Consider the following 25424-nt stretch of genomic DNA (forward strand, 5'->3'; position numbering starts at 1 on the left):
TTAATTGGTATATTTTTGATAAATATTCCAGTTTTGCGCACTTGACTATTTTTAAAATTTTTTGTGCAACGCTAATGATCTAGCCTATATAGCTAAATTATGTTAATAACTTCATCTATACCATCGCAACAGCAATTAAACCTAATATAAATTCTACCGTTCGTTTCATAGCTAACTCCTTATTTATATTTATCATTTATATACGAACACATTCATTTAATAGTTCCATCAATTATGAATGAAGATCAGCGGTACCAAGCTGGGATACACGTTGTAAAGTTTTTATGATCTCTAATAACATCTAGCGAATAGGTCAGCATGGTCTGATAGTTGCCCATTTTCCTTCCCCACACAAGCGAGGATACAATATGCATGGCACTATATAATGCATATAGTTCCCAAAACTTTATAGAAACATCATTTTCGTTATAACCATCAACAATTCCCCTTGTAAACGCATTGCTTACTCGATTAGAAAAAAAGCCGAGTTTTTGGAGATCATGAATAGGATCACCCCAGTCTATTCTCTGAAAATCAATTATTCCTGCAAATCTGCCTTCGTTGATCAATAGATTAGCAGGATGAAAGTCATCATGCTGAAATGTATTTGGCCTATTGTATAATAATTGCTCATTTTCCTTAATATACGACCGAAGCATCCTTTTCATGTTTACATCAACATCGATAGCCTCCAATTCTGACAGATATTTATTACTTTTTCGTCTTTTAATTTCGTACCATGATGGTATATTTTCTGGGGCTGGAAAGGCGTGCAGCTTCTTTAATTCCATACCAGCTTGAATTCCCGCTTCGTACTGTTCATCTTCTGTTAAACATTGTAAGACAGCTTCTCCATCCTTACCGGTAATATAAGTAAGTATCATATATGAATAATCCGTATCCGTTATAGAGCCAAATTCAACTACTTCAGGGACATACTTGGAATAAGTTTGTAAGCGCATGATTGTCTTAAATTCCTTTTCCCTACTCGCTTCCTGTTCACTTGAAAAAACTCGGATAAGATAGCGATTATCAACTACAAATTTTTTATCAGCTGAAAAACCCTTCTTAATTTTCTTTATTCTTGAATCGTGATTAACAAAAGGTATCTTATCTATTAGTTGATCCATACCATTCACCACCTTAATCTAAAATTTACGCATTAATATTCGACATAATTATGCAAATATCCTGTAAATTATAGACTAAATGTATACATATGAAAAGAGAAACTTTTAGATAAAGTAAAGCTTCAATCAGTGGGGGTTTTTTGTTTATCAATTATTGTTTATCCCCCACTGATTACTAGTTGAACAAATAAGTGGGTTTTACCCTTACTCCGCAAAAAAATAATGCACTACTAAGCATTTATTATATCCACACTTTTTTTAATCACCTCTCATACTTCACAAACTGCCCCTTAATCTGATGTTGGTTTCGGTCAACAAAAGGTAGCATCGATCGATAGGTACCCAGTTCATAGACTTCACTTATTTCAGTAATGCGCGCAATCCTAGATAAGCCTTAGCTTCTATTTTGCAGGGTGATAATCTCGCCTAAATCGTTAAGTAAAATAATGTCAGAGAAATAGTCTCTCGGGTCTGCCCCCCCACAATGTGCGATACAGAGTGAAATCTCAGCAACTAATATTTAGTTATGCTATCTACTACTTTTGCTTTCATTTTCCGATGTGAATGTTTGATCTATAAATGCTTTAATAAACTCCTGATATTTTTTCTTATTATAACCATGGTATAATTCACTTGCTAATACATTAGGAACACCAAAGAAAAATCGCTCATATTGTGTTTGTCTGGAACCAAATGGGCTCATTGTCAAATCCCATGCTAATCGAAATAACTTCACCCTTTCCACTGCATCTTTTGTTGCACTCTGCAAATATTGATCCAAATCCATCCGTATAGACGAATTAAAATCTTCCTCTGTAGGTATAGTCATTAATCCGCTAGCAGCAAGTAATTGAATGATTTCCACTGCCCGTGGGTAAATTTTGGGAAATGCGCTACTTGCTGCCTGTAACGAAGCTAATTCCGGTCGCATCAGTCCAAACTCATCCAGTGTCGCATTCACCTCTGATTTAATTAACAATGCTTTTATTGTCTCTAAACCGACAATGATTTCTGCCATCTTCTCTTGTACATTCTCGTACGTACCAGTATGGATTGACTCGATAATCTCCTCAGCAATACCCAAAACGAATTCTAGCTTTACAACCTGCCTATTAATCACTTGATGCAGACTAAAAGGCAAAAACGCACTTTCTCGTTGAAAACGATTACCTACCTCGATGTTTTTATAAAAAAAGACCCGCTCCCATGGTATGAAAACATTATCAAATACAATCATCGTATCCATTTCTTCAAATCGAGAACTTAATGGATAATTAAAAGAGGAATCTCCCTTACAGAATGATTCGCGACAAATGAATTTTAGCCCATTAGCATCACTAGGAACAGATAAAAAGTATGCATTATCTTCTTCAAATATTCTTCCAGCTGAAAAAACAAGCAGCTCATCTGTCATTCCGCCCTGTGTTGCCAAAAGCCGGGCACCTTTTATAATTAAACCTGCTTCTGTTTCATCTACAATTTTGGCAGCAATTGGTTCTTCGCTATCTTCTATATAATACTTTGACCGATTGAATTGTGGGTTAATAAAGGTATGTGTAAACGACATATCTTCTTCCCTAGCCCTTTCATAAAATTGAACAAGCCGCTTCGGAAAGCAATTTGCTTTTCCTTCCAATAACCTTGCAGAAGAAGCGAAGGCCATTAATACGGTGTTCATATAATCTGGACTCCTACCCATCATTCCACCATGTATTTTTGCCCATATTTGTATCATACGACTACGTTTCTTTAATTCCTGTATCGTCCTAGGCTGTATATAAGAAGTTCCAATACGATCACCTGTATGAGGTGAATGATAGGTCATTTCTTCAATATAATCATCCCTCAGCTGCAAATCATAGAGCATGGCTTGACTTTGAATCGCGCCTTTAAAAGCTGGATGCTGAGAAATCCTCCCATTTATTTTCCCCCCGTTATACCAAATTTCTGTGTTCAACTGATCAATCCGCTTTATATAATCGTCACCTGAAATGGCAGGCATTTGTTACACCCCTTACAATTTCCAAATTAAATGCATCGTATCATTTAAAAAGATTTTCTTTCTTAAAGTGAAACTTCCATCCGGCTTTTACTGAAACAAATACGTACAAAGGCTTCATTCGCCACGTCCTGTGGCAACGCCTTTGTGACCTACTTCCATGTAGGCCCGAACCAATCGGACATTTACTGGCAGTTGAACCCCTTCTTATCTATATTGCTTTCACTTTATTCCTTGAGGTGGGGGGCTTACTGCCAGTTATAAGCGGGATAAAAACATCTATATACCAATATATTAGGCAGCCCAAATTATGTTAAAAAATCAAAGCATGCAAATTAAAACTATTTCATCTATAATGAAAGGACACCATTTAAAATTGTTTTTCTTGATCAAATCATTTATCTTAGACATACTTAATATATATACATAAGTTTCTTTTAGAGGAGGATAAGCATGCGAAATCAAACTATATTTTTAAAGAAATTGAATCAGCATACGTTAAAACTTGATGTTAATCGAATGGCCATTTATAAACAAAGTAAGGTTATAGAAGCCACTGACCTCCAGCAGCAACGATATTATTTATTTTTCCATAACGATAAGTATTTAACGTATGACAGCTCAAGGACCACCCGAAAAACATCTCACCTAAGGAAAGCTTTCCAATACGGACTCGTACTTTCTTCTCCACATCCATTTATCGAATTACAAATCTCACCTTATTCCCAATTTAAGAAACGAAAATATAGTTCCCTTTTTCAAAAACTATTAAATGAATACACACTTCAGGAAACTGCATTAATCACTACCTACTTCGAATCCTTTATAAAAAAAGAAAAGCTAGCAAATTTTATTGAAAAATGCTTTTATAAAGAGCGACGAGATGGAAAATTACTATCTTGTTACCGTATTTTTAGGATCCTTAGAGGCTTTGCTCCTAATCACCGATTAGTTGATACGTTTTCCAGTGATTTAACATTTGCAAAGTACGAGGAACTATACAAACATAAAGATGAGAAAACGCTTATGAAAGACCCCATTTATGTAGAAGAAATTTGTTATGACCATAAATACGAAGATTTTCAAAAGCTTGCACACATATATAAGCAGCAGGAACGATGGATGGATTTAGCCGCTATCCATATAAGCCAAGCTGTCTATACACAGCGTAATGCCGATTATCAGGAATTAAAAGCCACGTTAGACCAACACTACCCTGCTATCTCTTTAATAGAGGTTTTGGAAGATTTATATACACGCGGACTTACCTTAGATACATTCCTCAAAGACTTATTGAATGTATATTTATCAACAAAAAACGTACAAAAATTAATGGTTTTGCAAAGCAAGCACAGCCTCTCCTTGGAACCTACCCAATCCAAATCGTTAGTAAATACAATCGAACAAATTACCGTCAATCCCGTCTCACTGAATTCTAAAGAACTCCAGCAGCTCATTCTCACATTACATACGATAGATAGGAAGCAGGCAGATAGGATGTTACATCAAGCTATCTGCCGATTACTCTCTGAACTACCCCTTCCCGATATTTTAAAATGGCTAGAGCCATTTATGACGAAACCATTTGCAAAGCGGATTATTAATCTGGTTCATGAAATAAATGAACTTGCTGAAGACCCTAATCAACAGCGACGTCTGGGTGAACTCTATCATTATTTTAAACAGCAAGAATTAGCTATTGAATGCATGAGTTGGGATATGGAACTATATCCTGATGACCCTAAACCAGTAGAATGGTTATCCATTCTCTATTCTGAGTTAGGTATGGAAGCAGAACATAAAGCATATCAACAGCTTTATATTGATATGGTAAAAAGATCTTCTTAATTCCAATATGTAGAAATTATGTCTGATCAAATAAAAGAAACTCGATAACCTATTTTTCTGCAAAAGGAGCGGTTCAAATGAAATCTGTGAGCGATACGTTATTTACAAAGCCATTCATTGCTAATCCTTATCCAACTTATAATCAATTAAGAAAGGAAGAGCCAATTACCCAAATACGACTTCCAGATGGTCAGTATGCATGGTTTATTACGAGATATGAAGATGCGTTAGCAGCATTAAAGGACCAACGATTTATTAAAGATTTTAGAAAACTGATACATGAAGATGAATTAAATTATTATACCGTTTTAGATGAAAATATGTTGTTTGCAGATATGCCTGATCACAGACGCTTACGTGGTCTTGTTTCTAAGGCATTTACTCCACAAATGATTGTAGGAATGAGAGGTCGTATTCAAGAAATAACAGACCATCTCCTTGACGAAATGGCTAATCACCAGTCTGTTGACGTAATCGATTCACTTGCTTTCCCACTACCAATCATCGTTATTTGTGAAATGTTAGGAATTCCAACAGAAGATCGTGATAAATTTCGCATTTGGTCAAATGTCTTAATTGAAGGAACAAATGGTGCCATGGTACAAGAGGATATGGAACAGCACATGGATAATTTCATCCACTATTTAAAGGAACGGTTTGCTATCGTACGTGTAAATCCTGGTGAAGATTTAATTAGTAAGTTGGTCATTACGGAGGCAGAAGGGAACCAACTTACTGAAAAAGAGTTATACGGTGTTGTATCATTATTAATAATTGCAGGACACGAGACAACCGTTAATTTTATTGGGAATAGCATTATGAATTTATTAGAACACCCTGAGCAGCTAGAATTATTAAAAAAGCAGCCAACATTAATCACCAATGCATTGGAAGAAACACTGCGATTTAATGGTCCGGTTGAATACAGTACATCGCGTTGGGCTGGAGAAGATATCCTATTTAAAGGACAATCTATGAAAAAAGGGGATCTAGTCATCATTTCCCTTAATTCTGCCAATCACGATCCAGAGCAATTCAAAGATCCAGAAATTCTAGATATTACGCGAGAAAAAAGTAAGCATTTAGCATTTGGTAAGGGAATTCACGCATGCTTAGGTGCTCCGCTTGCTCGTTTAGAAGGTGAAATTGCGATTTCTAGCTTCTTTAAACGTTATCCGCACGCTGCCTTGAATATTACCAAACAAGATTTAGTATGGAGAACAGGCATGATTGTACGCGGTGTGAAAAGACTACCCATCCTTCTTAATCATTAAAGTAATTAGCGTTTCGTAGTGAAAAAGGATAAAACGTATGGGAGGCAATCGAGTGAGGGGGAAAGCGAAGTACAGCATTTTCCCTCTCACCAACGTTTTTTTATAATCATGCTTTTATTAATCTTTTTCCTGTTAATTCCCTCTTTGTAGGGAGCATTTAAATTGGATCCATTTCTCACCGATAATGATGTAATAAGTTATCTTTGAATCTATTCCTTATAAAACTTATACTTAACGTAGATCGCTATTGAAAGGATGTTTCATATGGGACAAGTTATCAAAGGTAAAGTTGCCTACATTACAGGTGCTAGTAGTGGTATTGGACGAACTACTGCTCTCGTATTAGCAAAAGAGGGAGTCCATGTTGGCCTAATCGCCCGCACAAAAAGCAAGCTAGAAGAAGTTGCAAAGGAAGCAGCAGCCCATGGTGTTAAAGCAAGCTTTGCTACTGCTGATATAGCTAATCTAGAAGAAGTTGAGCAAGCGATTGATTACTTACAAAAAGAAATTGGCTCAGCAGATATACTTATAAATAATGCTGGTATTGGAGCATACGGTGCTTTTCTAGAGATGGATCCAGTAACATGGAAGCATACTTTCGAGGTTAATGTTTTTGGAACATACCACGTTACACGTGCTGTCTTGCCACAAATGGTTGAAAAGAATCAAGGAGACATTATTACTATTTCTTCTAGTAATGGACTAAAAGGCACAGCAGGTTCTACCTCCTATAGTGGATCTAAATTTGCTATTCAAGGTATGACAGAAGCACTAATGCAGGAAGTTCGTAAAAACAATATTCGCGTGTTCACGATGAATCCAAGTCTTGTTGCTACAGAACTTGCCTTCGGAGACCAATTAGCAGAAAAAAATGAGGATAAGTATATGCAGCCTGAAGATCTAGCGGAATATATGGTCGCTCAACTAAAACTACATCCTCGTATTTTCATTAAACAATCTTTACAATGGGCAACAAACCCATTTTAAGATAAGTTATAGGTCCACTTTTAAAATTAACAAAGCAGAAGCCCCATCCCTTGGTCTTCTGCTTTCACTTACTTTATAAGTGTATTAGATTAGTAACCTCACCCTTCAACTATCTACATAGCAATATTAAACCATGTATCATTATTTCATGACAGAAGATCTGTGGATAGCAGATGGAACAGTAGTAGCCCCATTCCATAACGCTTCACGATCCTCTTCCTAATACTAGCTATAATCGGATAATACTATGACCAACGTTTGCTTGATCACCTGTCTTATAATATTTCCTTTTATTCCCTCCACTGGCTTCCGCCGTCATATTCTACTTTATAGAGAAAAAACTTCATCCAGTGTACCACCTTAAAAACTACGCGCCAATATAGCGCTGATATAATTGCTTGGCAGTATTCACATCGCTAACGCCATGTATTAAGGTTCTGCCATCTTGAAACACGACAAAACGAACATCGTCAATTTCAAAAATGAGGACTTCACCATTATCTCTAATTTTATCTGTAAGGTTACCGATCTCTTTCACTAAATTAGAAACTGATAAGCTCCCTTTTTCTCCTGGTCTTACTTGTACCGTATCTCTTCCACAAAGCATAGCCGTTTTCAACCCTCTTTCCTTGGTTAAATAAGGATAAATTGCTGATTGAGAACAAGATGAACAAATGGGATCTACTAACCTACTTACATTAATCGCACTATATGACCGTCCCCATATATCGACTTGTACTAACTCCGGAGATGTACCATTATCTGTTAAGTATTTTAAGCACTCCGTTGTCTGATAGGCAGCTGTCACCTGTACCGCAGGAGAAATAATTCCAACCGTATCACAGGTTTTCCCTTCCTGAGGAAGGTGATCAATTAAACATTGTAAACAAGGAGTTTTTCCAGGAATAATGGTAAGTGCGATGGCAGTACTCTGTAAGCAGCCACCATATGCCCAAGGTTTACGATGTTTTGCTAACACATCATTCATTACAAAACGCGTTTGAAAATTATCTGTTCCATCAATAACAAAATCGGCATCTTGTACTATTTTCTCTCCATTCTCCTCAGAAAACTCTTCTACAATTCCCGTAATCTCCACTTCCGGATTAATCGCTTTTAATCTTCGTTGAGCTGCTTTTGCCTTCGTTCGATTCTGTCTCGCATCATCTTCTGTATAAAGCTGCTGACGCTGAAGATTACTAAGTTCGATATAATCGCGATCAACCAGCGTCAGCTTACCTATTCCTGCTCGAACAAGCATTTCCGCATTTGCACTTCCTAATGCTCCAGCGCCAATTACGACAACATGTTTGGTCACTAATTGGCGCTGGCCAGTCTGTCCAATTGGGGCAAAGCGTTCCTGGCGAGCATACCGTCCTGTTATCATTCAATCATCGCCGTCTCTGGACTACTCTTCATTCCGTACATTCGTTTGGGAATACGGCCTGCTTTATATCCTAATCGTCCAGATTGTACAGCCAACCTCATCGCTTCCGCCATTTGAATTGGATCTTTTGCGCCAGATACAGCTGTATTTAATAAAACCCCATCTGCTCCAAGCTCCATGGCATAAGCGGCATCACTCGGAGAACCAATCCCTGCATCGACAATTACGGGGATGTCGGATTGTTCGATAATAAATTGCAAATTCATTGTATTAATAATGCCTTGACCCGATCCAATTGGTGAAGCCCCTGGCATAATTGCATGTACACCTGCTTCTTCCAATCGTTTTGCTAATACAACATCATCAGAGGTATAGGTTAATACAGTGAAGCCCTCCTCTAGCAGTTGTACTGAAGCTTTCATCGTTTCAAAAGGATCAGGCAGCAAGGTTTTCTCACAACCGATAACTTCCACTTTAATCATGTCACATAAACCTGTAGCCTTAGCTAAACGGGCAATTCTTACCGCCTCATTTGCTGTCTTAGCGCCAGCAGTATTTGGTAGTAAATCATATTGCTGCAAATCTAATTCTTCTAACAGATTCGGCTCGTTTTCATCAAATATGTTCATTCTCCTGACGGCAAAGGTTAATATTTCTGTTTTGGATGCTATCACCGCCTTCTTTTGACTTTGAAATGTCGGGTACTTTCCAGTACCTAGCATCAGTCGGGAATGAAATGATTTTCCGCCAATTGTTAACATGACTTATCCTCCTCCTACAAAATGAACAATTTCAATAGTATCCCCATTAGTTAATATTGTTTCGTCATACACTGTTTTATTAATAATTTGTTGATTCTGTTCGACTACCGCGAGTTTCGCTTGAATGTTAAAGCTTTTTAGTAACTCGCCAATAGTTGAATTCTTAGCTACCTCCACCTGACGTCCGTTCACGTGTATCTGCATATGTGATCCCCTCTTTCCTGAAACGATTTGGTGTAAAAAGACGCTGGATCGATGATGGTACATAACGCTTTAAGACCATATCACTAACTAGTTTCCCTGTAGCAGGAGCAAGAAGAATACCATTTCGATAATGTCCGGTTGCAAAATACAAATGGGGAATCTCAGGATGTTCTCCAATAATTGGCTTACCATCTTTGGTGCCCGGACGAACACCAGTCCAACAGCTATGCAGTTCTTCCTGCTTAAACGATGGGAACAACTTCAATAAGTGATTCATTAATTCAAAAATGCCACCTGTTGACGTATAACTATTGCTATCATCATGATAGCTAGTTGCACCAATAATATAGCGTCCGTCTCGTTTTGGTACCAAATACAGATTGTGAAAGAATAACGTCTGCTGAATAGATTGAATGCTTGGCTTTATGGCAAAGCATTCTCCTTTTGTTGGGACCATTGGATTCATTAATCCTGTCGCTTCAAACCACCTCCCACTTTTTACACCTGCCGCTACAACAACATGATCAGCTGAGATAACATCGTTATCGATTTGAATATGAAAAACATCATGGTCATGGACTATTTCTCCAACTTGACAATTCTCGATCAACTGACCTCCCATTGATAAAGATGCCTGTTTAAAAGCTTCACACACTTTCAATGGTTCTACATGTCCATCTCGCCGCATATATAATCCCCCTACTGCCTGGGATAAAGCTGATGTTCGTTTCCTAATCCCTTCCGCATCCAACCATTCTAAGCCTTCAAATGCATTTTGTTTTGCTCGCAGTCTTTGCTTCTGTTCTTCATTCGTAGCTATCTCGAGTATACCGTTGGTGGAAAGCTGAATATCAATCCCTGATAACGAAAATAGTTCTTTGCTTAGAGATGCATACATATTTCTACTTGCTTGGCAAAATTGATAATACGTACCTTCCTGATCATTTTCTGTGTGTACACCAAGCATGCCCGCAGCAGCTTGTGTAGCTTTTCTTCCACTTCTACCTTGTTCAATTACCGTCGTTACAACCCTACTTTTACTTAAATAGTAAGCAATGGATTGCCCAATAACGCCTCCACCTATAACCACTACATCAACGTGTCTCTTCATATCGATTCACCTCCTTTCGAAACGATTGCACTGCCTGCAGTGGATTATTTTGACTAAAAACACCTGACATTACAGCAATCCCACTTGCCTTCGCTTGATAAATATCCGTTACCTTTGCGCTTGTGATTCCACCGATTGCATAAACGGGAATGCTCACCTCTTTTGCAACTGCTGCTAATTTCTCTACTCCTTTTGGTTTCACCCCTTTCTTGCTCGCTGTCGAAAAGACATGACCATACAAAATATACGTAGCACCTAGCTGCTCCGCTCTCTTAGCTACTTCGTTGGAGTGCGTCGATACCCCTACTTGTAAACCGGGGGATTGTTTTCGGAGATCGTGTACCTCTTGTATTCGCTTTTCTGAAAGGTGAAGTGTCTTCACATTCGTTTCACCAGGTAGTGTTGTATGGCCATGAATAATTAGTTTTTCTTCCGGAACTCCTTGTGCAAGCACACGTTGAATGAACAAAGAATAGTCCTGCTCGGTCATTTGTTTTTCTCGTAGAATGACAGCATCAAGATAGGGAATAATACTCGCTATTGTCTGGATAAGGTATTTCTCCTCCTGTTCACCGGTAGTCACCGCAATTAGTTTCATCACTTCCTCTCCTTTTCTACAAAAAAATGCCACTTTTCCAGCAAAGGAAAAGTGGCATGAATCTATAACGATATCCTAAAAAAGGTATATGTCGCTGATACACACTACTCCTGTCACTTTCCTCCGCTGGTTCTTACTCCAGTTCAGGTTCAAAGGGTCTCCATGTCACACATAGATCTCAGCCATTACGTAAAGGCACCCCTAGTGAAGCGTAATTTAATTATTCAATATGCATTTGTCTATAAAATACATGATTTTGGACTATTCGTCTACCAAAAATGAACAATTTTCTATTTTTTTGCCATTCTCTACTAACAAAAGAGCTGACCTAATGAGCCAGCCCCTTAACATCTCTTTTATTTGGTATAGCGTTTAACTTCATCAATCTTTTGTTCTTTTGCAAGTTCACGAGTTGCGCGTGGCGCGGTCCAAAATGTGGTTAACATGAGTAACGATACAGGAACAGCCGTCACCACAATAAAGGATTGTAGCGATCCAACACTATCCTCGCCAATAGTGATGAGTACAGTTGCGACAAGTCCCATAAGAATTGCCCAGAACACACGCAGGAATTTCGATGGGTCTCCATTACCTGTAATCGCCATCGAGATGGTTAATGACATCGAATCGGTTGTCGTTAATACAAACACAATAGTTGCTACTAAAAAGAAGAAACCGATAATCGTACCAAGTGGCAATTGTTCTGCGATAGCAATCATAGCTGCTGGAGGTCCAGCACTATTTAAAGCTTCAGATACGGCACCAGGGTTATTCATTTCAGCAAAAATCCCTGTGCCACCAACAACTGTAAACCAGAACGTCGTTACCACAGGTGCAATTACCGCAACAGCAGTTACAAGCTCTCGAATTGTGCGACCACGAGAAATACGACTAACAAACATCGCCATCATTGGACCATAGCCAATGAACCAAGCAAAGAAAAAAACGGTCCATAAGCCAAGCCAAGCTCCATCTCCACGGAAGGTGTTTAAGGTTAGGAAGTCTTGGACATATAATCCAAATGATTGCAAATAGGAATCAAAAATAAATAATGCTGGACCTAGAATAATCACAGCAACCATTAAACAAACTGCGAGAATAATATTATAGCTGCTTAAAATTTGGATTCCTTTATGAATTCCTGTCGCAGCAGAAATCCCAGCTGCTAGAACAATAACGATAACAATAAGACATTGTACAAATAAATTATTTGGTACACCGAACAATGCACTTAATCCATAACCTGCTTGTAATCCAAGGAATCCAATTGGACCAATCGTACCAGCTGCCACTGACACAATCGAAAAGGCATCAACAAACGTACCAAGTGCACTTTTTTTCATAATCTTATCGCCAAAGATCGGATAAAGCATCGATCTTGGCTTTAATGGTGCATTTCGATGATAATGGGAATACATGAATACAATCGTACCTAATGTTCCTAAAATTGCCCATGAGACAAAACCCCAATCGACAAAACTTGCTGCAAGTGCAGGTACTACTGCTTCTGTAGTCCCAGCCTCAATTCCTGAGAAATGTGGTGGGATGGTTAAAAAATGGCTCAACGGTTCTGCCGCTGCCCAAAAAACACCACCTGCCGCTAGCAGCGTACACATAATAATCGAAATCCACTTGAACGTTCCAATCTCAGGCTTTTCTAATTTTCCTAAACGAATTTTCCCAAACTTTGAATACCCAAGTATTAATGCAATGACTAGAGTTCCTACCATTAGAACTTGATATATCGAGCCGAAATAGGTTACCGACCAATTAAACATCGTATTAACTACATAGGTGACCATTTCCTGGTTTATTAATGCAAGAATTACAAAGGCAAGTAGCGCCCCTCCACTTAGAAAAAGAACTGGCTTATCTATGGTTTGATCTTGCTTCTTTCTATTCTTCAACAATCTGCTCCTCTCAATTCTATACAAAAAAATCTCACATAACCATATACTGACCTGTTTGCTTTTCACTTATTTAGTCAGTTGTATGTGAGATTTAATAAGCATTTTTAAATTAACATACAGCGTTAAAGGATACATTTTTTCCGAAAACCTGTCAAGTTTAATAAATTACCAAAGGAAGAATGCAGTCTTACTAACTTTTGATTATAATTTTTCCATAAAGTGAAACTTTAATCAATGAGGGTTTTGGTTTCTCCCTACCACAAGGGTGTGACCTAAATGCCTTTGAACCAATATTGGCAGTCTCCCATTTACCAACATTGATTTCACTTTATTGGGTTGAAGTGAGAGGCTTACTACCAGTTATATATAATAAATCTGCAAGATCGCCCGCTTATTCATAGCGATCGGGGGTATCAGTATACATCTAAAATGTTTAAGCAAAAGATAGATGCCGCAAACATGAAGCAAAGTATGTCACGAGTCGGACGATGTATTGATAATGGGCCGATGGAATCTTTTTGGGGAACACTGAAAAGCGAGAAGTATTATTTAAATAAATATGAGTCCTTTGAAGAATTATCTGCATCCATAGAGGACTATATACATTTCTATAATTATGATAGATATCAAAAACGACTAAACGGCCTTAGCCCTATCGAATTTAGAGCTAAAACCGCTTAAGTCAGTTTTTATTATTTCCACTGTCTACTTGACAGGGGGCACTTCATTTAACTAATTATCGTCCGTTTTTAATTGTTTCTTTATTCTTTTGTATCAGTCTCTTTTAAGTCTATTTCTGAAAGTCCACCTTTGCTGTTTCTAATAAATGAACATGTGATTCGCTTGGTTTTGTTTCAGCAATTATCATTCCATTACGAACTGAATAGAGTACGGAAGCTTGTTTACGAATAGCTTCGTATTCATCTTCAGCATCCAAGACGATTATGTTTGCTGGTTTTCCAGCTTCAATTCCATAATGTTCTTCGATATTCATTGTTTTTGCACTGTTTGTTGTAATGAGATCGATAGCATTAATAATTTGTTCATAACCCATTAATTGAGAAGCATGAATGCCCATATGGAGCACCTGCAACATATTTCCTGTACCAAGTGGATACCACGGATCAAAGATATCATCATGTCCGAAGCAGACATTCCTTTCTGCTTCTAGTAATTCTTTCACACGCGTTAAACCACGTCGCTTCGGATAGGAATCAAATCGTCCCTGTAAATGGATATTAACGAGTGGATTGGAAATGAAATTGATATTTGAAAGTCTTAATAAACGAAACAGCTTATACGCATATGCATCATTATAGGAGCCCATAGCCGTTGTATGACTGGCCGTTACCCTGGAACCTAATCCGCGTTCATATGCCTCTGTAGCCACTACTTCTACAAAACGTGATTGCTCGTCATCAATCTCATCACAGTGAATATCAACAAGACGATCATACCTTTCTGCTAGGTCGAAAGCGATCTTCATCGAATCCACACCATACTCACGGGTAAATTCAAAGTGGGGGATTCCACCAACCACGTCCGCACCTAACTTTAATGCTTCTTCTACTAATTCTTTACCATTTGGATAGGACAGGATTCCCTCTTGAGGAAAAGCTACCAACTGTAAATCTACATAAGGTGCCATTTCTTCTTTAACTTCTAATAATGCTTGTAAAGCTATTAATTTCGGATCAGTAACATCAACATGTGTACGTACATGTTGAATTCCTTGAGCAATTTGCCATGTCAATGCTTTCTTAGCACGGGTTTTTACATCCTTTTTCGTTAAGGAAGCTTTCCGTTCTGACCAACGTTGTATCCCCTCGAATAATGTTCCACTTTGATTCCATGCTGGTTCTCCTGCAGTAAGCGTCGTATCGAGATGAATATGAGGCTCAATAAATGGAGGTAACACAAGTGAACCTTTTACATCAATCGCATCTGTCCCATTCCTTTTTGTATTAGCAGGCGTAACAGACGTAATTATTTTATCCTTAATAGTAATATCCCATTTTCCAGCTTTTCCTCGTAAGGAAGCATTTTTAATAATCATTTTAATTACTCACCTTCTCTACATTAGATGTCATCACCTGTTTTTCCTTTAGTTGGACTAGTCTCATCCCCACTACATGAACGACTGCTGAACCAATTAGCGCATTAAGTGGAGCAATACCTGGTATAAATATAGCTGCGGCAATCCCTGCTCCCCACGCAACTATCGCAACCCAGTTAATCGCTTGAAACGTCATGCTTCTAAAGGCCTGGTAATTTCCCCGGTGAAGGATAAAGAAATCTGCAAGAATGATTGCTCCTATTGGTGGTAGCGCAGAACCTAATAACGTTAAAAATCCAACAAAGTTGTTATATAGCCACATCGCAGCTAATGTTCCAATGATTCCGTTAAAGATGACAAGTTTTTGCTTTGGTAGCTTCGTAATATTTGATAATCCAAGTCCAGAAGCATACAGCGCATTGTCGTTGGTCGTCCAAATATTTAAACCCAATACGACAATTGCAGGTAAAATGAGCTGTTGCATAAACATCACTTCCGAAATATCTGCATACCCTGTTGCAATGGAACCAATCGCTCCAAAAACAAACATCAGTGTATTTCCGATAAAAAAGGCAATGACTGTTGTCACAACTGCTGATCGTTTTTTACGAGCAAATCGAGTAAAATCTGGAGTTAGTGTCCCTGCACTAATAAATGAACCAATACAAATGGTTAAAGCAGCTGCTAGACTAATTGCTTCTTCTGGCTGATAATTCAATAATCCTTGCATACCACCTATACTGTCAGCTGCTTTAAAAACAGATGTACTTCCTAATATCGTAATTAATGGTACTGCAATAAAACTAATGATAGCGAGAGCCTTCATGCCAAAAAAAGCAGTAAATGTCATAGCCATACCTGCTATGGCAATCAGCAGATAGATATCTATACCGGTTACTTTTTGGACCGGCACTGCAAACATCGCGGTGCCAACTCCAAACCAGCCAATTTGCGTAAAAGCAAGCAGAAATGAGGGAAGAAACGATCCTTTTTCTCCAAATGCATATCGAGCAAGTAAGTGTGTAGATAATCCAGTCTTTGCAGCTATATACGCCAATGCCCCCGTGTACCCACCAAGAATTAAATTACCCACAAGCACAATGCCAATAAATTGTACAAATGTTAGTCCTTGTCCCAATTCTCCCCCAGACATCATACTTGCTGAAAAGAAGGTCAATCCAAGCATGACCACAAGCGTTTTAAAAAATCCATTGCGTTTGTGCAACGGCACTGCTTCTAATGAAAACTCTACGTCCATTTTTTTCATCTATCTTTCCTCCTGGTTGTGGTACCAACCCAAGAAGAGAATATGGTGTAAAAAAATAGGCTTCCAGTCGCTTGCGACAAGAAGCCTATGTTCAAAGGGACTATCCACATCCAAAAACATTGCTAGCTTTACTATGGATAATTGTTAAATCAATACATATCCCTACACATATCCGCTGTCCTTGTCAGCCTCTCTGGACTGAATTAAAGGTACCATATTTAATTAACTCTATTATTACAGAATTTTAGATGGATCGTCAAGGTGAAATTTACTTCCACTTTTTAATTAGCTTATCAGCTTGTTTTTGAAAGCTATCAAAAGCTTTATCAGATATTACATCTTTTTCTAATTGTTGATCAAGTAGACTTTTCCACCCCTTCATGTGTTTCACTACTTTTTTTGCTTTTTGTTTATTTTCATAACGACTCACTGCTATCAAATGTAATTCTAATTCATGGAAAGCATCTGCCGTGTACACTTTATCACGATTATCACGAAGCGACTTCAACAATGATTGTGTACTCGTATCTTGATGCCGTTTTGAAACAAAAACATTTAGTTCTGCTGCGGAAGCAAATCCTCCAACACCTTCAATTGCTTCTAATTTAATATGCGACGCTTCTATTGAATCAAAACGAATACTTTTTTCCGCTTTATCGTTACTCCACTCTCCATTTGCTATTTCTCTAAAATTTTCACCATCGGTACTAGTATACAGCTTGTATTTAGTAATAATTCCATTAGTCCCAGACTGTCTAGGTAAATAGGTAACTTCATTAATTTCGTGCTTGCCCCCAAGGTCTAGGGTGATAGATTGTGGCAACTTATCATCTCCAGACCAATCCGTATGCCACATCGTGTTTTGGTTTCCATCAATAGCATTTTCGGCTGGGTCCGAACCTGATTGTTCGCTCGTTGCAGTTGCAGTCATCTCCGATTGTTTAAGTTTATATGGATCCATAATAGACACGTTCGAATAAGCATTAGTGGTATAATCATCTCCACTCTGTTTAAATGTCGAATGGGCTACTATATCATATTCACCTTCGCCTGTATGCTCTGGAGGTATTAATGTGAATGTGGCAGTGACCTCTTTATCCTTATCCAGCTTATTAAACAAAGCGTTTGTCGATCCATCTACTTCCCACCCATTAGGTACTTCTAATGAAAGTAGCACATCTTTCATTTTTTTGGTCGAACCATTCAGAAAGCTTGCTGTCACAGTAATGGGATCTCCAGCTTTTTTCTCATCCGGTACTTCCAAGCGAAATAATGCTGCAGGATCACCTTCGTCATCTCCTACACTACTGGATCCATGTATTGTCATTGTGAAGGATTCACTCGTTGACATTGGTTTGGTCTTTATGTGTACAATACCGTTACGATCTTCCGCATCATAGTACCAACCTTCACTTGCCTTTGCAAAATCTTCCTTCGAATCATATTCCATTAATTTCTTGCCTTTTCCGATCCCTACATTTGCAGGTTTTTCACCTGTATGAACAGTAAAGGTATACGGTCTGCTTTCTGGTTTTCCATCATATTCGCCATCGCTGGAACCAACTGTAATCTCAATATTACCTTTACCATTCTTCGGTGCGTTGGTTGTAATTAATTGTTTAGCCGAGGCTCCATCTTGATACTCCCGACTAATACCATCATCCTCATATAAGGAGAAACTACTTTCGCCATGGGGATAAATATCGAGTATCACTCGATGATCATTGGCTAATTCTTTAAAGGAATTATTTTCTGGCCACATCGGAATAATCGCACCAGCTTTAACAAACAGCGGAAGTTTATCTAATGGTGCATCATAATCGTTCACGATACGTGGTCCGTTATAAACTTTACCACTCCAATAGTCTAGCCATTTCCCTTTTGGTAAATAAATCCCATCTCGTGTTTCTGTATCTTCATATACCGGAGCAACAAGCATGGATTCGCCAAACAAGTATTGATATTGTGTCGTTTTATTCCAAGTTACAGGGTCGTCAGGATATTCTAACACCATGGAGCGAGCTAAAGGCACGCCGCTTTGATGTGCCTCTGCCGCATAGGTATATATATAAGGCAAAAGCTGTTGTCTTAGCTTTAAGTATTTTCGGTTTATGGAGGTATACGGTTCTCCATACCTCCATGGCTGTTTATCTGTATCCGCCCAGCCTGACATGCTCATTAATACTGGATTAAATACTTTCCACTGTAAGTCTCTTACGTATGTCTCTGCACTTCCACCAAAAATCCCATCAATATCTCCTGTTGTGAATGCTTGCCCAGATAATCCGGAACCAGCAATTGTTGGAATATGAAAGCGAATGTTTTCCCATGATCCTGTTTGATCACCAGTCCACTGAACAGCATAACGTTGAGCCCCGGACCAACCTTCAACCATCCAGGTAAAGCCCCGTGCGTTACTATTTTCTTCGATGCCTTGATAGGCTTCTTTTGCAGCGTTTAATGCAAATCGATAACCTGGTCCAACCCAAGCAACATCTAATTTTCTAACACGGACTCCTGCTTCACTAACTTCATATTCCTGATCTGGCAAGCCGTCTTCTGTCCATAGCCCAAGTTCAATATTCCGGTCTCTTAATTCTTGACCTACTTCCACCAGACCTTCATAGCCACAGCCATACCCATCATTAACAAGCATCCAGCCTACAGGCATGTCGTATTGTAGATACCCATTTGCCACCTCTAGAGAGTCTATAGTCGTTTGCCCTTCGTCATTATAGCAATCTGCATCGCCAAGCTCCAGACCATATAATGGCGGCATAAAAGGTCGACCAGTAAGCTCAGTATAACCGTCCAGAATCTCTTTTAAATCAGGTCCATAAAAATAATAGGAGTCAAATCTTTTTTCTTTGTGTATTGTCTTTACTGGGTCGTTAAAGGAATAAGATCCAGGAGAAAAGGTGTTTCGAAAAACGCCATAACCACTTGTACTCATATAAAATGGAACAGCATTCGGATGTCCACCATCTTCCCAATTATAAGAGGTGGATATTTCTATCGTTTCATCTCTATGAGTAAATCGACCATTTTGCATACCACCACCAAAGAACTGTTCTTCTTCAGCACGTTTTAATGTTTGGCTCGTTTCTTCATCATCCCATGATAACCCTTTCATTTCCTTCCATACAACGGTTTTATTGTCTGATTCATATAGCTCAAACCGCAATGGCTGTTTATAAACACGCAATGTCACATCTTTGGTATCAATACGATAGTAATCTCCTTCATTAGACCAATTCGTTGTTAACTCTGGAAATTCATGTTTTACGATGATAGCTTCTCCAGCCGGATCCGTAAATTCTCCATCTTGAGCCAACCAAATCCGGAACATATCATCCTTGTAAAAAACAACACGAACCTTTGCATCACCAGCGGATAACGTATAGGTGTTCTCTTCCACAGAGAAGTCTGTAAGATTCCCAATTACAGTTTCATGTTTTTGCTCCTCCTGCGCAAAACTAGCTGATGCCAACATTGTAAGCGCAACTATGATAACAGCGTTAGAGACGAGCAATTTTAAAAGTTTCTCCACTTTATTAATCACTTCCTATCGTTTAAAATTATTCTCTCTTCCTAGCTATAAAACTAGCTTTTAAAAAATGACCCCTCCTTCGTAGTCGATTACGTTATTGAAGTAATACTAGCCAAAGTAATCCTTCCATTCTTCTGGCTTCCCATTAGATTTAAAAATCATGTGGTTATAACCAGTTGTTTAGAGTATAGATTCTTTCCTTAATATTTAAAAGGGTATTTTTATTCAAAATAAACACACTACTATTAGACTATCTCTATTAATTTAGTACTTACGTTTTAACCATACATAGAAAAGAGAAGTGGATGACTGATTTGATCATACAAAACGTTTACTTTTTAATTGTTTAGGAAAGTAAAAAGACTATTGCACAAATATGCAATAGTCTCTCTAATTCGTTATCACAACTAGCTTTCCTCTGTCCTATTTCCATTAGCTAATTGCTCATGAGTATACTTCCAATACTTTAAAGCTTATCTTTTGTAACTTTAGAGATAAGCGTTCAGGTTATTTACCCATCCTTTCTAACACTTTAGTCTGTTTTCGACAAATACCTACGAATACCTGAAAGCTCCTCATAATACCCTTTTGTTGTCACTGGAATGATTTCCACATCTTTTTTTGAATTTGGTGAATGAATCATCTTACCGTCACCAGCATACATCGCAACATGATGGACACTTCCCTTGCCCTGATCATGGGCAAAAAACAAGAGGTCTCCAGGCTGAATATCTTCATATGCCACCGGCTCACCATGTGTTGCTTGAATACTGGAATCACGTGGAATCGTTATCCCGTGAGATTGATACAGGGTAAATGTAAATCCAGAGCAGTCAAATCCGAATCCACTCATACCTGCCCACAGATAATGCAGGCCCAAGAATTGCTTCCCTGCCTCTACTAACGCTTGTCCCGTTGGCGTCGGAATAGCTTTTTGAGATTCATAGGTTTTGGCATCTGCTTTCTTCACCCATGCATGACTTCCAGATGGTAGCATCACACGATATGCATGCTTGGATTCACCTAGATAAGGTAAGCGTGTATTATAGCTAATCTCCATTCCTTGATGGCGGAAAGCTGGTGTATGATATAAATAACTAGTTGGTGCGTCTACCATAACAAATGGATCATCAGTTTTATTAGCGAACTTCGTTGTATAGGTGAGCTGTGAAGCTGGCATCCAACCGCTGTAACCTAATTCCTCTTTTGGTGTAGGTTGTCCATCAACAGCAACCTTCACCCACTCTCCTTCTGTTTCAAGAATAGTGACTTTATTCCCATACAGAGCCTGCGTCTCCAGCATCCCATCACCAGACAACTGCAATTCTTGTTCATACGTCATATCTTCTTTCCATTTCCAAATAGCTACTGGATTGCTCGCAGATGGTTGATCCACTTCCCGTAAGATATTAGGCTCAGTCCAAAGCGTAGCGACTGCAACATCTATATAAGCAATCATATCTTCTTCGGCTTCAAATACATGCTCCTCAGAATTGCCTGCCGCCTGTGATATGATTGGTTTTACTAAGATACATCCAATTAACGCCATTCCTAGTATTTTCATCCATTTTACAAACATGAATTTGCCTCCTTCTATGATTTTTCCATGTTAATCTTTCGGTTGATTCACTGTGCCAATGCCAGCAGCAGATGATAGATGTAATTTCTCACCTTGATAATCAATTACCGTAGGCTGTTCTACTAACCATAGTGGAGCATCCAGGTCATAGTAGAGTACATTTGGATGCGCTGCGGCAAAGTGTGCTGCTGCTCCAACAGAATAACTAGATTCCATCATGCTGCCAATCATACATGGAATTCGATGCACCATAGCTAAATTAGCGATGCTTAGCGCATTCCGAATCCCACCGCATTTCATTAACTTAATATTTAACAAATCCACATAATGACCACTGACAATCGTAAATGCATCTAACGGAGAAAAGATACTCTCATCTGCCATAATTGCCGTCTGCACATGGTCTGTAACAAACTTTAGCCCTTCTAGATCCTTGGCTTTTACTGGCTGTTCAATAAACTCTATTCCCGAATCCATTCGTTCCATCTCTTTAATTAACTGGACAGCTTGTTTCGGTCGCCAGCCTTGATTCGCATCTAGCCTGAGCAACACATCCGTAGGGATAGCTTCTCTTATCGCAGAAACCCTTGCGATATCTAGTTCTGGCTTTGAGCCTACTTTAATTTTCAAACGAGAATAACCAGCTTCGACCCATTTTTTGGCATCAGCTGCCATCTTCGCTGGATCATCGACACCAACCGTCATTGATGTATGAAGTGATTGATTATCACCTAATAATTGATATAGTGGGATATTCAACCATTTGCTATATGCATCATAAAGTGCCATATCAGCCGCTGCCTTGGCACTCGTATTTCCTATACAACTATTCTGGACCGCTGCCAGCAGCGTTTGGAAATGAGAAAGGTCTTGATGCAAGATAGCCTGTTTAATTGGTCCTTCTAAAGCTGCTTGAATGCTTTGTGCAGAATCACCGGTGATCACCCAAGTCGGTGCTGCTTCTCCTTTACCTACCATGCCATTTTCTAAATGAATAATTATCGTTATACTTTCAATTTCAGTTGCCGTCCGCAATGCCGTTTTAAACGGGGTGTGCAACGGGATTTTTCGGTATGATACCTGTATATCCTCAATAAGCAACACAATTTCCTCCTTTTTCTACTTTTAAACATTGATCTATCTTTCTATTGTTCTGTGAATCTACTGATATCTTATGCCATTTTCTTAAAGAATAGCAGCTTTACAATATTTCAAGTATTTTCCCTATAAACATGCCAAAATACGTACCGAGGAAGGAACCAATTAATGCCATAACTACACCTACTGGGATTAAACTACGACTATAGGAAGCAGCAAGCATCGGTGCTGAGGCCATTCCTCCTATATTTGCTAAGCTGGCAATCCCTAGTGTAAATAAATCGTATTTGAACAGCTTTCCTAGTAACAGCATAATCACTAAATGAATGAGCATAATTAAAAAACCAGAAATCAGATAAATAGGAGCTTGGGCAATCTGTGAGAAATCAGATTGCGAAGCGATTAATGCCACGATAATATACAACATTACATTGGAAACATCTAATGCGCCTGGAATTTTAGATATACGTGTTTGCCCAAGTATTAATCCAATAACAGAAGCAATTAGAATTGTCCATGTAGTCGAACTGAACACATCTCCTAAAGCTGGTAAATGATTTCCAGCTAACGTTGCTAACGCAGAGACAAGTAGACCAATCCCAAGCAAGTACATCATATGCTTAAATTCCGTACCTTGCATATCATTCATTTTGCCTGCATCCTCTGCTAAGCCATTATCCATAATCGTTGTATCTGCTTTCGTCCAACGATTAAACGCACCTGCGAACGGAACCAACCAGAACATAAACATGACCCATACTGCATAATTGATCGTATCCATCATTAACACATAACCAAAAATATTTTCTGGAACCTGTAGAATGTCTTGAAGAGCCACCATATTAGCGCTCCCACCAGTCCAACTACCTGCAAGTGCTCCAAAAGCACGCCATGTATCCGCTACATAAAAGTGATTAAATATCAAGTACACAATGGCAAAACCAAGAATGATACTAATTACCGCAACAAAATATCCACCGAGCATGCGTGGGCCAAGTTTAATGATACTGCGAATATCACATTTCAATAGCATCATCATTAACATTGCAGGAAGCAGAGCATTCTTCACAATAGAATATGCAGGTGCTGTAGCTTCATTATCAAATAAACCAATTGTCTGCAAAAAGGCCGCCCCAATATAAATTAGTACAATACCTGGGATGAATTTTAAAAAGCGGTTCGAGCTAAATTTATTCTCTATTCCAACCATCAGTGCAGCTAACGCTACCAAGACAGCAATATAAAAGAAACCATCTGTAATCATGTTGTTTTCCCCCTAATTATCAAATAATATCTTTCTTACGTTTTATACATGGAAACATCGGATTGTTGCCTCTCCCCCTTTGCCACAAAAGGTGCTCACGTATTCCATAGCAATTACTTTCCCTGTATAATTCTCCATCCAAGATGCAATTACCTTAATTTTCAGACCAAATAAAAAATCCAGCCTAACAAATAATGTCAGGCTGGATTTCGACTAGGCTTCTGTAGTCAAAGCAGCTTTCGCTTGGCTATATTTATATCTTGCATCATGATAGGCGACAACTAGCGCCTTTTGCGATGAACCTTGATATCGCTTGCGAATCGCTTCCTCAATACCCTTATCACCCACCATTCGACCAATAAATAATGATCTTACAAACGCATTGGTTAATTGTATCGTTGAGGAGCATTCGCTATCAATAATCTCATCAGTAGTCGCATCAATCACTAATGCCAGAAAAAATTGACTGTACTTTTTCGTAATTGGGTTGTTCTGCGGTGCCTTTGCATCGCCAATTACATAGATGGTATTGTCATTATACAATGAAAGAATCCCCTTTAGGATGCTGCAGATGATATAAGGGGCCAACAAGGGAAACTTGCAGTAACTTATATCATGCATACGCTTTCTTTTAAATATAGTAACATTATAATATTTTTGAAAATTTACGTCAAATACGATCATTCTTACCATAACTCTTACATAAAGTGAAACTTCCATCCGTGGGAGCTTTGTTATCCCCACGGATGGTTAGGTGAACCAATCGGACATTTACTGGCAGTTGATTCCCCTTTTACCAATTTTGGTTTCTCCTTATTGCTTGAATTGGGAATCTTACTGCCAGTTATATGCGGGATAAAAAGACATTTAACCACGCCTAGTCATTAAACGATCAAATATATCAATTACTTCATTTCTTGTTGAATTGCCCATTTTAGCGTATATTCTACTAATATGTACTTTCGTTGCCCCTTCTGATATTCCAAGGAATAATGCGATCTCTTTATTACTAAAACCCTTTCTTAATAAATATGCTATATCTATTTGTTTTCTAGTCATAGAAAAACCAGACTTTTCAATACGATAAGCAAATGCCTCTTGGTTTGCTCTTTTTCTTTCTTCAATAGCATGCAGTAATGGCGAAATCAGCTTATTCGGTAAATAATAATTAGTTCTATTTAAACTTTCAATTACCTTTGCAATATTATCAGTAACTGAATCATACTTTACAAATATACTATTTACTCCAGCATCAATGAACTTTAAATTAGTTACTCCTAAACAGGCATCTATAAAACCAATTACTCTAATCTCTCTATCTGATAAATCTTTAATTAATGATAATAAATTGTCAGTTTCGTATCTATCTAAATCAATCAATGCCACCGTATTGTTTAATTT

At 38.4% G+C, this 25424-nt stretch carries 19 protein-coding genes, 1 pseudogene and 1 riboswitch; of the genes and pseudogenes, 4 read left to right on the top strand and 16 right to left on the bottom strand.

Annotated elements, in window-relative coordinates; genetic code table 11:
• Window positions 1-245 precede the first annotated feature (245 nt).
• Complete coding sequence (locus Q1A47_RS02515; protein WP_166530139.1) at window positions 246-1130, bottom strand: aminoglycoside phosphotransferase family protein; 885 nt, start codon at window positions 1128-1130, stop codon at window positions 246-248.
• Window positions 1131-1659: 529 nt separating this feature from the next.
• Window positions 1660-3132: a 4-hydroxyphenylacetate 3-monooxygenase, oxygenase component gene (gene hpaB, locus Q1A47_RS02520; RefSeq protein WP_166530138.1), complete on the bottom strand. Its 1473-nt coding sequence runs from the start codon at window positions 3130-3132 to the stop codon at window positions 1660-1662.
• 450 nt (window positions 3133-3582) lie between these two features.
• Between hpaB and Q1A47_RS02525 the strand changes: the two genes are divergently transcribed.
• From Q1A47_RS02525 to Q1A47_RS02535, 3 genes are all read left to right on the top strand, one after another.
• A complete protein-coding gene (locus Q1A47_RS02525) occupies window positions 3583-4977 on the top strand; it encodes a hypothetical protein (RefSeq protein WP_166530137.1) in 1395 nt (464 codons plus the stop codon).
• 77 nt (window positions 4978-5054) lie between these two features.
• Window positions 5055-6251 (top strand): cytochrome P450, encoded by a 1197-nt coding sequence (locus Q1A47_RS02530; protein ID WP_026682435.1) that lies wholly within the window; start codon window positions 5055-5057, stop codon window positions 6249-6251.
• A gap of 264 nt (window positions 6252-6515) precedes the next feature.
• Complete coding sequence (locus Q1A47_RS02535; protein ID WP_026682436.1) at window positions 6516-7238, top strand: 3-ketoacyl-ACP reductase; 723 nt, start codon at window positions 6516-6518, stop codon at window positions 7236-7238.
• Between the two features lie 367 nt (window positions 7239-7605).
• Here the strand turns inward: Q1A47_RS02535 and Q1A47_RS02540 are convergent, their stop codons facing one another.
• The 6 genes from Q1A47_RS02540 to Q1A47_RS02565 all read right to left on the bottom strand — a co-directional run bounded on the left by Q1A47_RS02540 (window position 7606) and on the right by Q1A47_RS02565 (window position 13206).
• Window positions 7606-8622 carry a ThiF family adenylyltransferase gene (locus Q1A47_RS02540; protein WP_166530143.1) on the bottom strand — a complete coding sequence of 339 codons (1017 nt, stop codon included), beginning with the start codon at window positions 8620-8622 and terminating at the stop codon, window positions 7606-7608.
• Window positions 8622-9386, bottom strand: coding sequence for a thiazole synthase (locus tag Q1A47_RS02545; protein ID WP_121603822.1), 765 nt, complete (start codon window positions 9384-9386; stop codon window positions 8622-8624). The genes Q1A47_RS02540 and Q1A47_RS02545 overlap by 1 nt, the downstream gene beginning before the upstream one ends.
• 3 nt (window positions 9387-9389) lie before the next feature.
• Window positions 9390-9590, bottom strand: a complete 201-nt coding sequence (thiS, locus tag Q1A47_RS02550) for a sulfur carrier protein ThiS (protein ID WP_166530136.1) — start codon at window positions 9588-9590, stop codon at window positions 9390-9392.
• Entirely contained in the window at window positions 9550-10701 is a 1152-nt protein-coding gene (gene thiO, locus Q1A47_RS02555) for a glycine oxidase ThiO (RefSeq protein ID WP_121603824.1), read from the bottom strand. The genes thiS and thiO overlap by 41 nt, the downstream gene beginning before the upstream one ends.
• Complete coding sequence (locus tag Q1A47_RS02560; RefSeq protein ID WP_026682440.1) at window positions 10685-11299, bottom strand: thiamine phosphate synthase; 615 nt, start codon at window positions 11297-11299, stop codon at window positions 10685-10687. The genes thiO and Q1A47_RS02560 overlap by 17 nt, the downstream gene beginning before the upstream one ends.
• A 101-nt stretch (window positions 11300-11400) precedes the next feature.
• Window positions 11401-11512: riboswitch (TPP riboswitch) on the bottom strand.
• Window positions 11513-11655: 143 nt separating this feature from the next.
• Window positions 11656-13206: a BCCT family transporter gene (locus Q1A47_RS02565; protein ID WP_026682441.1), complete on the bottom strand. Its 1551-nt coding sequence runs from the start codon at window positions 13204-13206 to the stop codon at window positions 11656-11658.
• 387 nt (window positions 13207-13593) lie between these two features.
• On the opposite strand from Q1A47_RS02565, the pseudogene Q1A47_RS02570 reads away from it, so the two are divergent.
• Window positions 13594-13890, top strand: a pseudogene (locus tag Q1A47_RS02570) (IS3 family transposase); the annotation flags it as partial.
• A gap of 109 nt (window positions 13891-13999) precedes the next feature.
• Here the strand turns inward: Q1A47_RS02570 and Q1A47_RS02575 are convergent.
• From Q1A47_RS02575 to Q1A47_RS02610, 8 genes are all read right to left on the bottom strand, one after another.
• Window positions 14000-15265: a cytosine deaminase gene (locus Q1A47_RS02575; RefSeq protein WP_166530134.1), complete on the bottom strand. Its 1266-nt coding sequence runs from the start codon at window positions 15263-15265 to the stop codon at window positions 14000-14002.
• A gap of 1 nt (window position 15266) precedes the next feature.
• A complete protein-coding gene (gene codB, locus Q1A47_RS02580; RefSeq protein WP_026682443.1) occupies window positions 15267-16532 on the bottom strand; it encodes a cytosine permease in 1266 nt (421 codons plus the stop codon).
• A 268-nt stretch (window positions 16533-16800) separates the two neighbouring features.
• The gene (locus Q1A47_RS02585) at window positions 16801-20082 is read right to left on the bottom strand and encodes a TIM-barrel domain-containing protein (RefSeq protein WP_166530133.1); all 3282 of its coding nucleotides are present in this window, start codon (window positions 20080-20082) and stop codon (window positions 16801-16803) included.
• 532 nt (window positions 20083-20614) lie between these two features.
• Window positions 20615-21661: a C40 family peptidase gene (locus Q1A47_RS02590; protein WP_240455780.1), complete on the bottom strand. Its 1047-nt coding sequence runs from the start codon at window positions 21659-21661 to the stop codon at window positions 20615-20617.
• A 30-nt stretch (window positions 21662-21691) separates the two neighbouring features.
• The gene (locus tag Q1A47_RS02595) at window positions 21692-22762 is read right to left on the bottom strand and encodes a dipeptide epimerase (protein WP_166530132.1); all 1071 of its coding nucleotides are present in this window, start codon (window positions 22760-22762) and stop codon (window positions 21692-21694) included.
• A 100-nt stretch (window positions 22763-22862) separates the two neighbouring features.
• A complete protein-coding gene (locus Q1A47_RS02600) occupies window positions 22863-24023 on the bottom strand; it encodes a DUF819 domain-containing protein (RefSeq protein WP_166530131.1) in 1161 nt (386 codons plus the stop codon).
• A 213-nt stretch (window positions 24024-24236) separates the two neighbouring features.
• Window positions 24237-24566 (bottom strand): DUF3870 domain-containing protein, encoded by a 330-nt coding sequence (locus Q1A47_RS02605; RefSeq protein WP_166530130.1) that lies wholly within the window; start codon window positions 24564-24566, stop codon window positions 24237-24239.
• Window positions 24567-24890: 324 nt separating this feature from the next.
• Window positions 24891-25409 (bottom strand): LuxR C-terminal-related transcriptional regulator, encoded by a 519-nt coding sequence (locus Q1A47_RS02610; RefSeq protein WP_205389020.1) that lies wholly within the window; start codon window positions 25407-25409, stop codon window positions 24891-24893.
• Window positions 25410-25424 lie beyond the last annotated feature (15 nt).

This window comes from uncultured Virgibacillus sp. (assembly GCF_947495635.1).
GTDB lineage: Bacteria > Bacillota > Bacilli > Bacillales > Amphibacillaceae > Virgibacillus > Virgibacillus salarius.

Excerpts from the sequence above, each read along its gene's own strand:
- Q1A47_RS02515 (WP_166530139.1), bottom strand. The coding sequence starts at position 1,130 with ATGGATCAACTAATAGATAAGATACCTTTTGTTAATCACGATTCAAGA.
- hpaB (WP_166530138.1), bottom strand. The coding sequence starts at position 3,132 with ATGCCTGCCATTTCAGGTGACGATTATATAAAGCGGATTGATCAGTTG.
- Q1A47_RS02525 (WP_166530137.1), top strand. The coding sequence starts at position 3,583 with ATGCGAAATCAAACTATATTTTTAAAGAAATTGAATCAGCATACGTTA.
- Q1A47_RS02530 (WP_026682435.1), top strand. The coding sequence starts at position 5,055 with ATGAAATCTGTGAGCGATACGTTATTTACAAAGCCATTCATTGCTAAT.
- Q1A47_RS02535 (WP_026682436.1), top strand. The coding sequence starts at position 6,516 with ATGGGACAAGTTATCAAAGGTAAAGTTGCCTACATTACAGGTGCTAGT.
- Q1A47_RS02545 (WP_121603822.1), bottom strand. The coding sequence starts at position 9,386 with ATGTTAACAATTGGCGGAAAATCATTTCATTCCCGACTGATGCTAGGT.
- thiS (WP_166530136.1), bottom strand. The coding sequence starts at position 9,590 with ATGCAGATACACGTGAACGGACGTCAGGTGGAGGTAGCTAAGAATTCA.
- thiO (WP_121603824.1), bottom strand. The coding sequence starts at position 10,701 with ATGAAGAGACACGTTGATGTAGTGGTTATAGGTGGAGGCGTTATTGGG.
- Q1A47_RS02560 (WP_026682440.1), bottom strand. The coding sequence starts at position 11,299 with ATGAAACTAATTGCGGTGACTACCGGTGAACAGGAGGAGAAATACCTT.
- Q1A47_RS02575 (WP_166530134.1), bottom strand. The coding sequence starts at position 15,265 with ATGATTATTAAAAATGCTTCCTTACGAGGAAAAGCTGGAAAATGGGAT.
- codB (WP_026682443.1), bottom strand. The coding sequence starts at position 16,532 with ATGAAAAAAATGGACGTAGAGTTTTCATTAGAAGCAGTGCCGTTGCAC.
- Q1A47_RS02590 (WP_240455780.1), bottom strand. The coding sequence starts at position 21,661 with ATGTTTGTAAAATGGATGAAAATACTAGGAATGGCGTTAATTGGATGT.
- Q1A47_RS02600 (WP_166530131.1), bottom strand. The coding sequence starts at position 24,023 with ATGATTACAGATGGTTTCTTTTATATTGCTGTCTTGGTAGCGTTAGCT.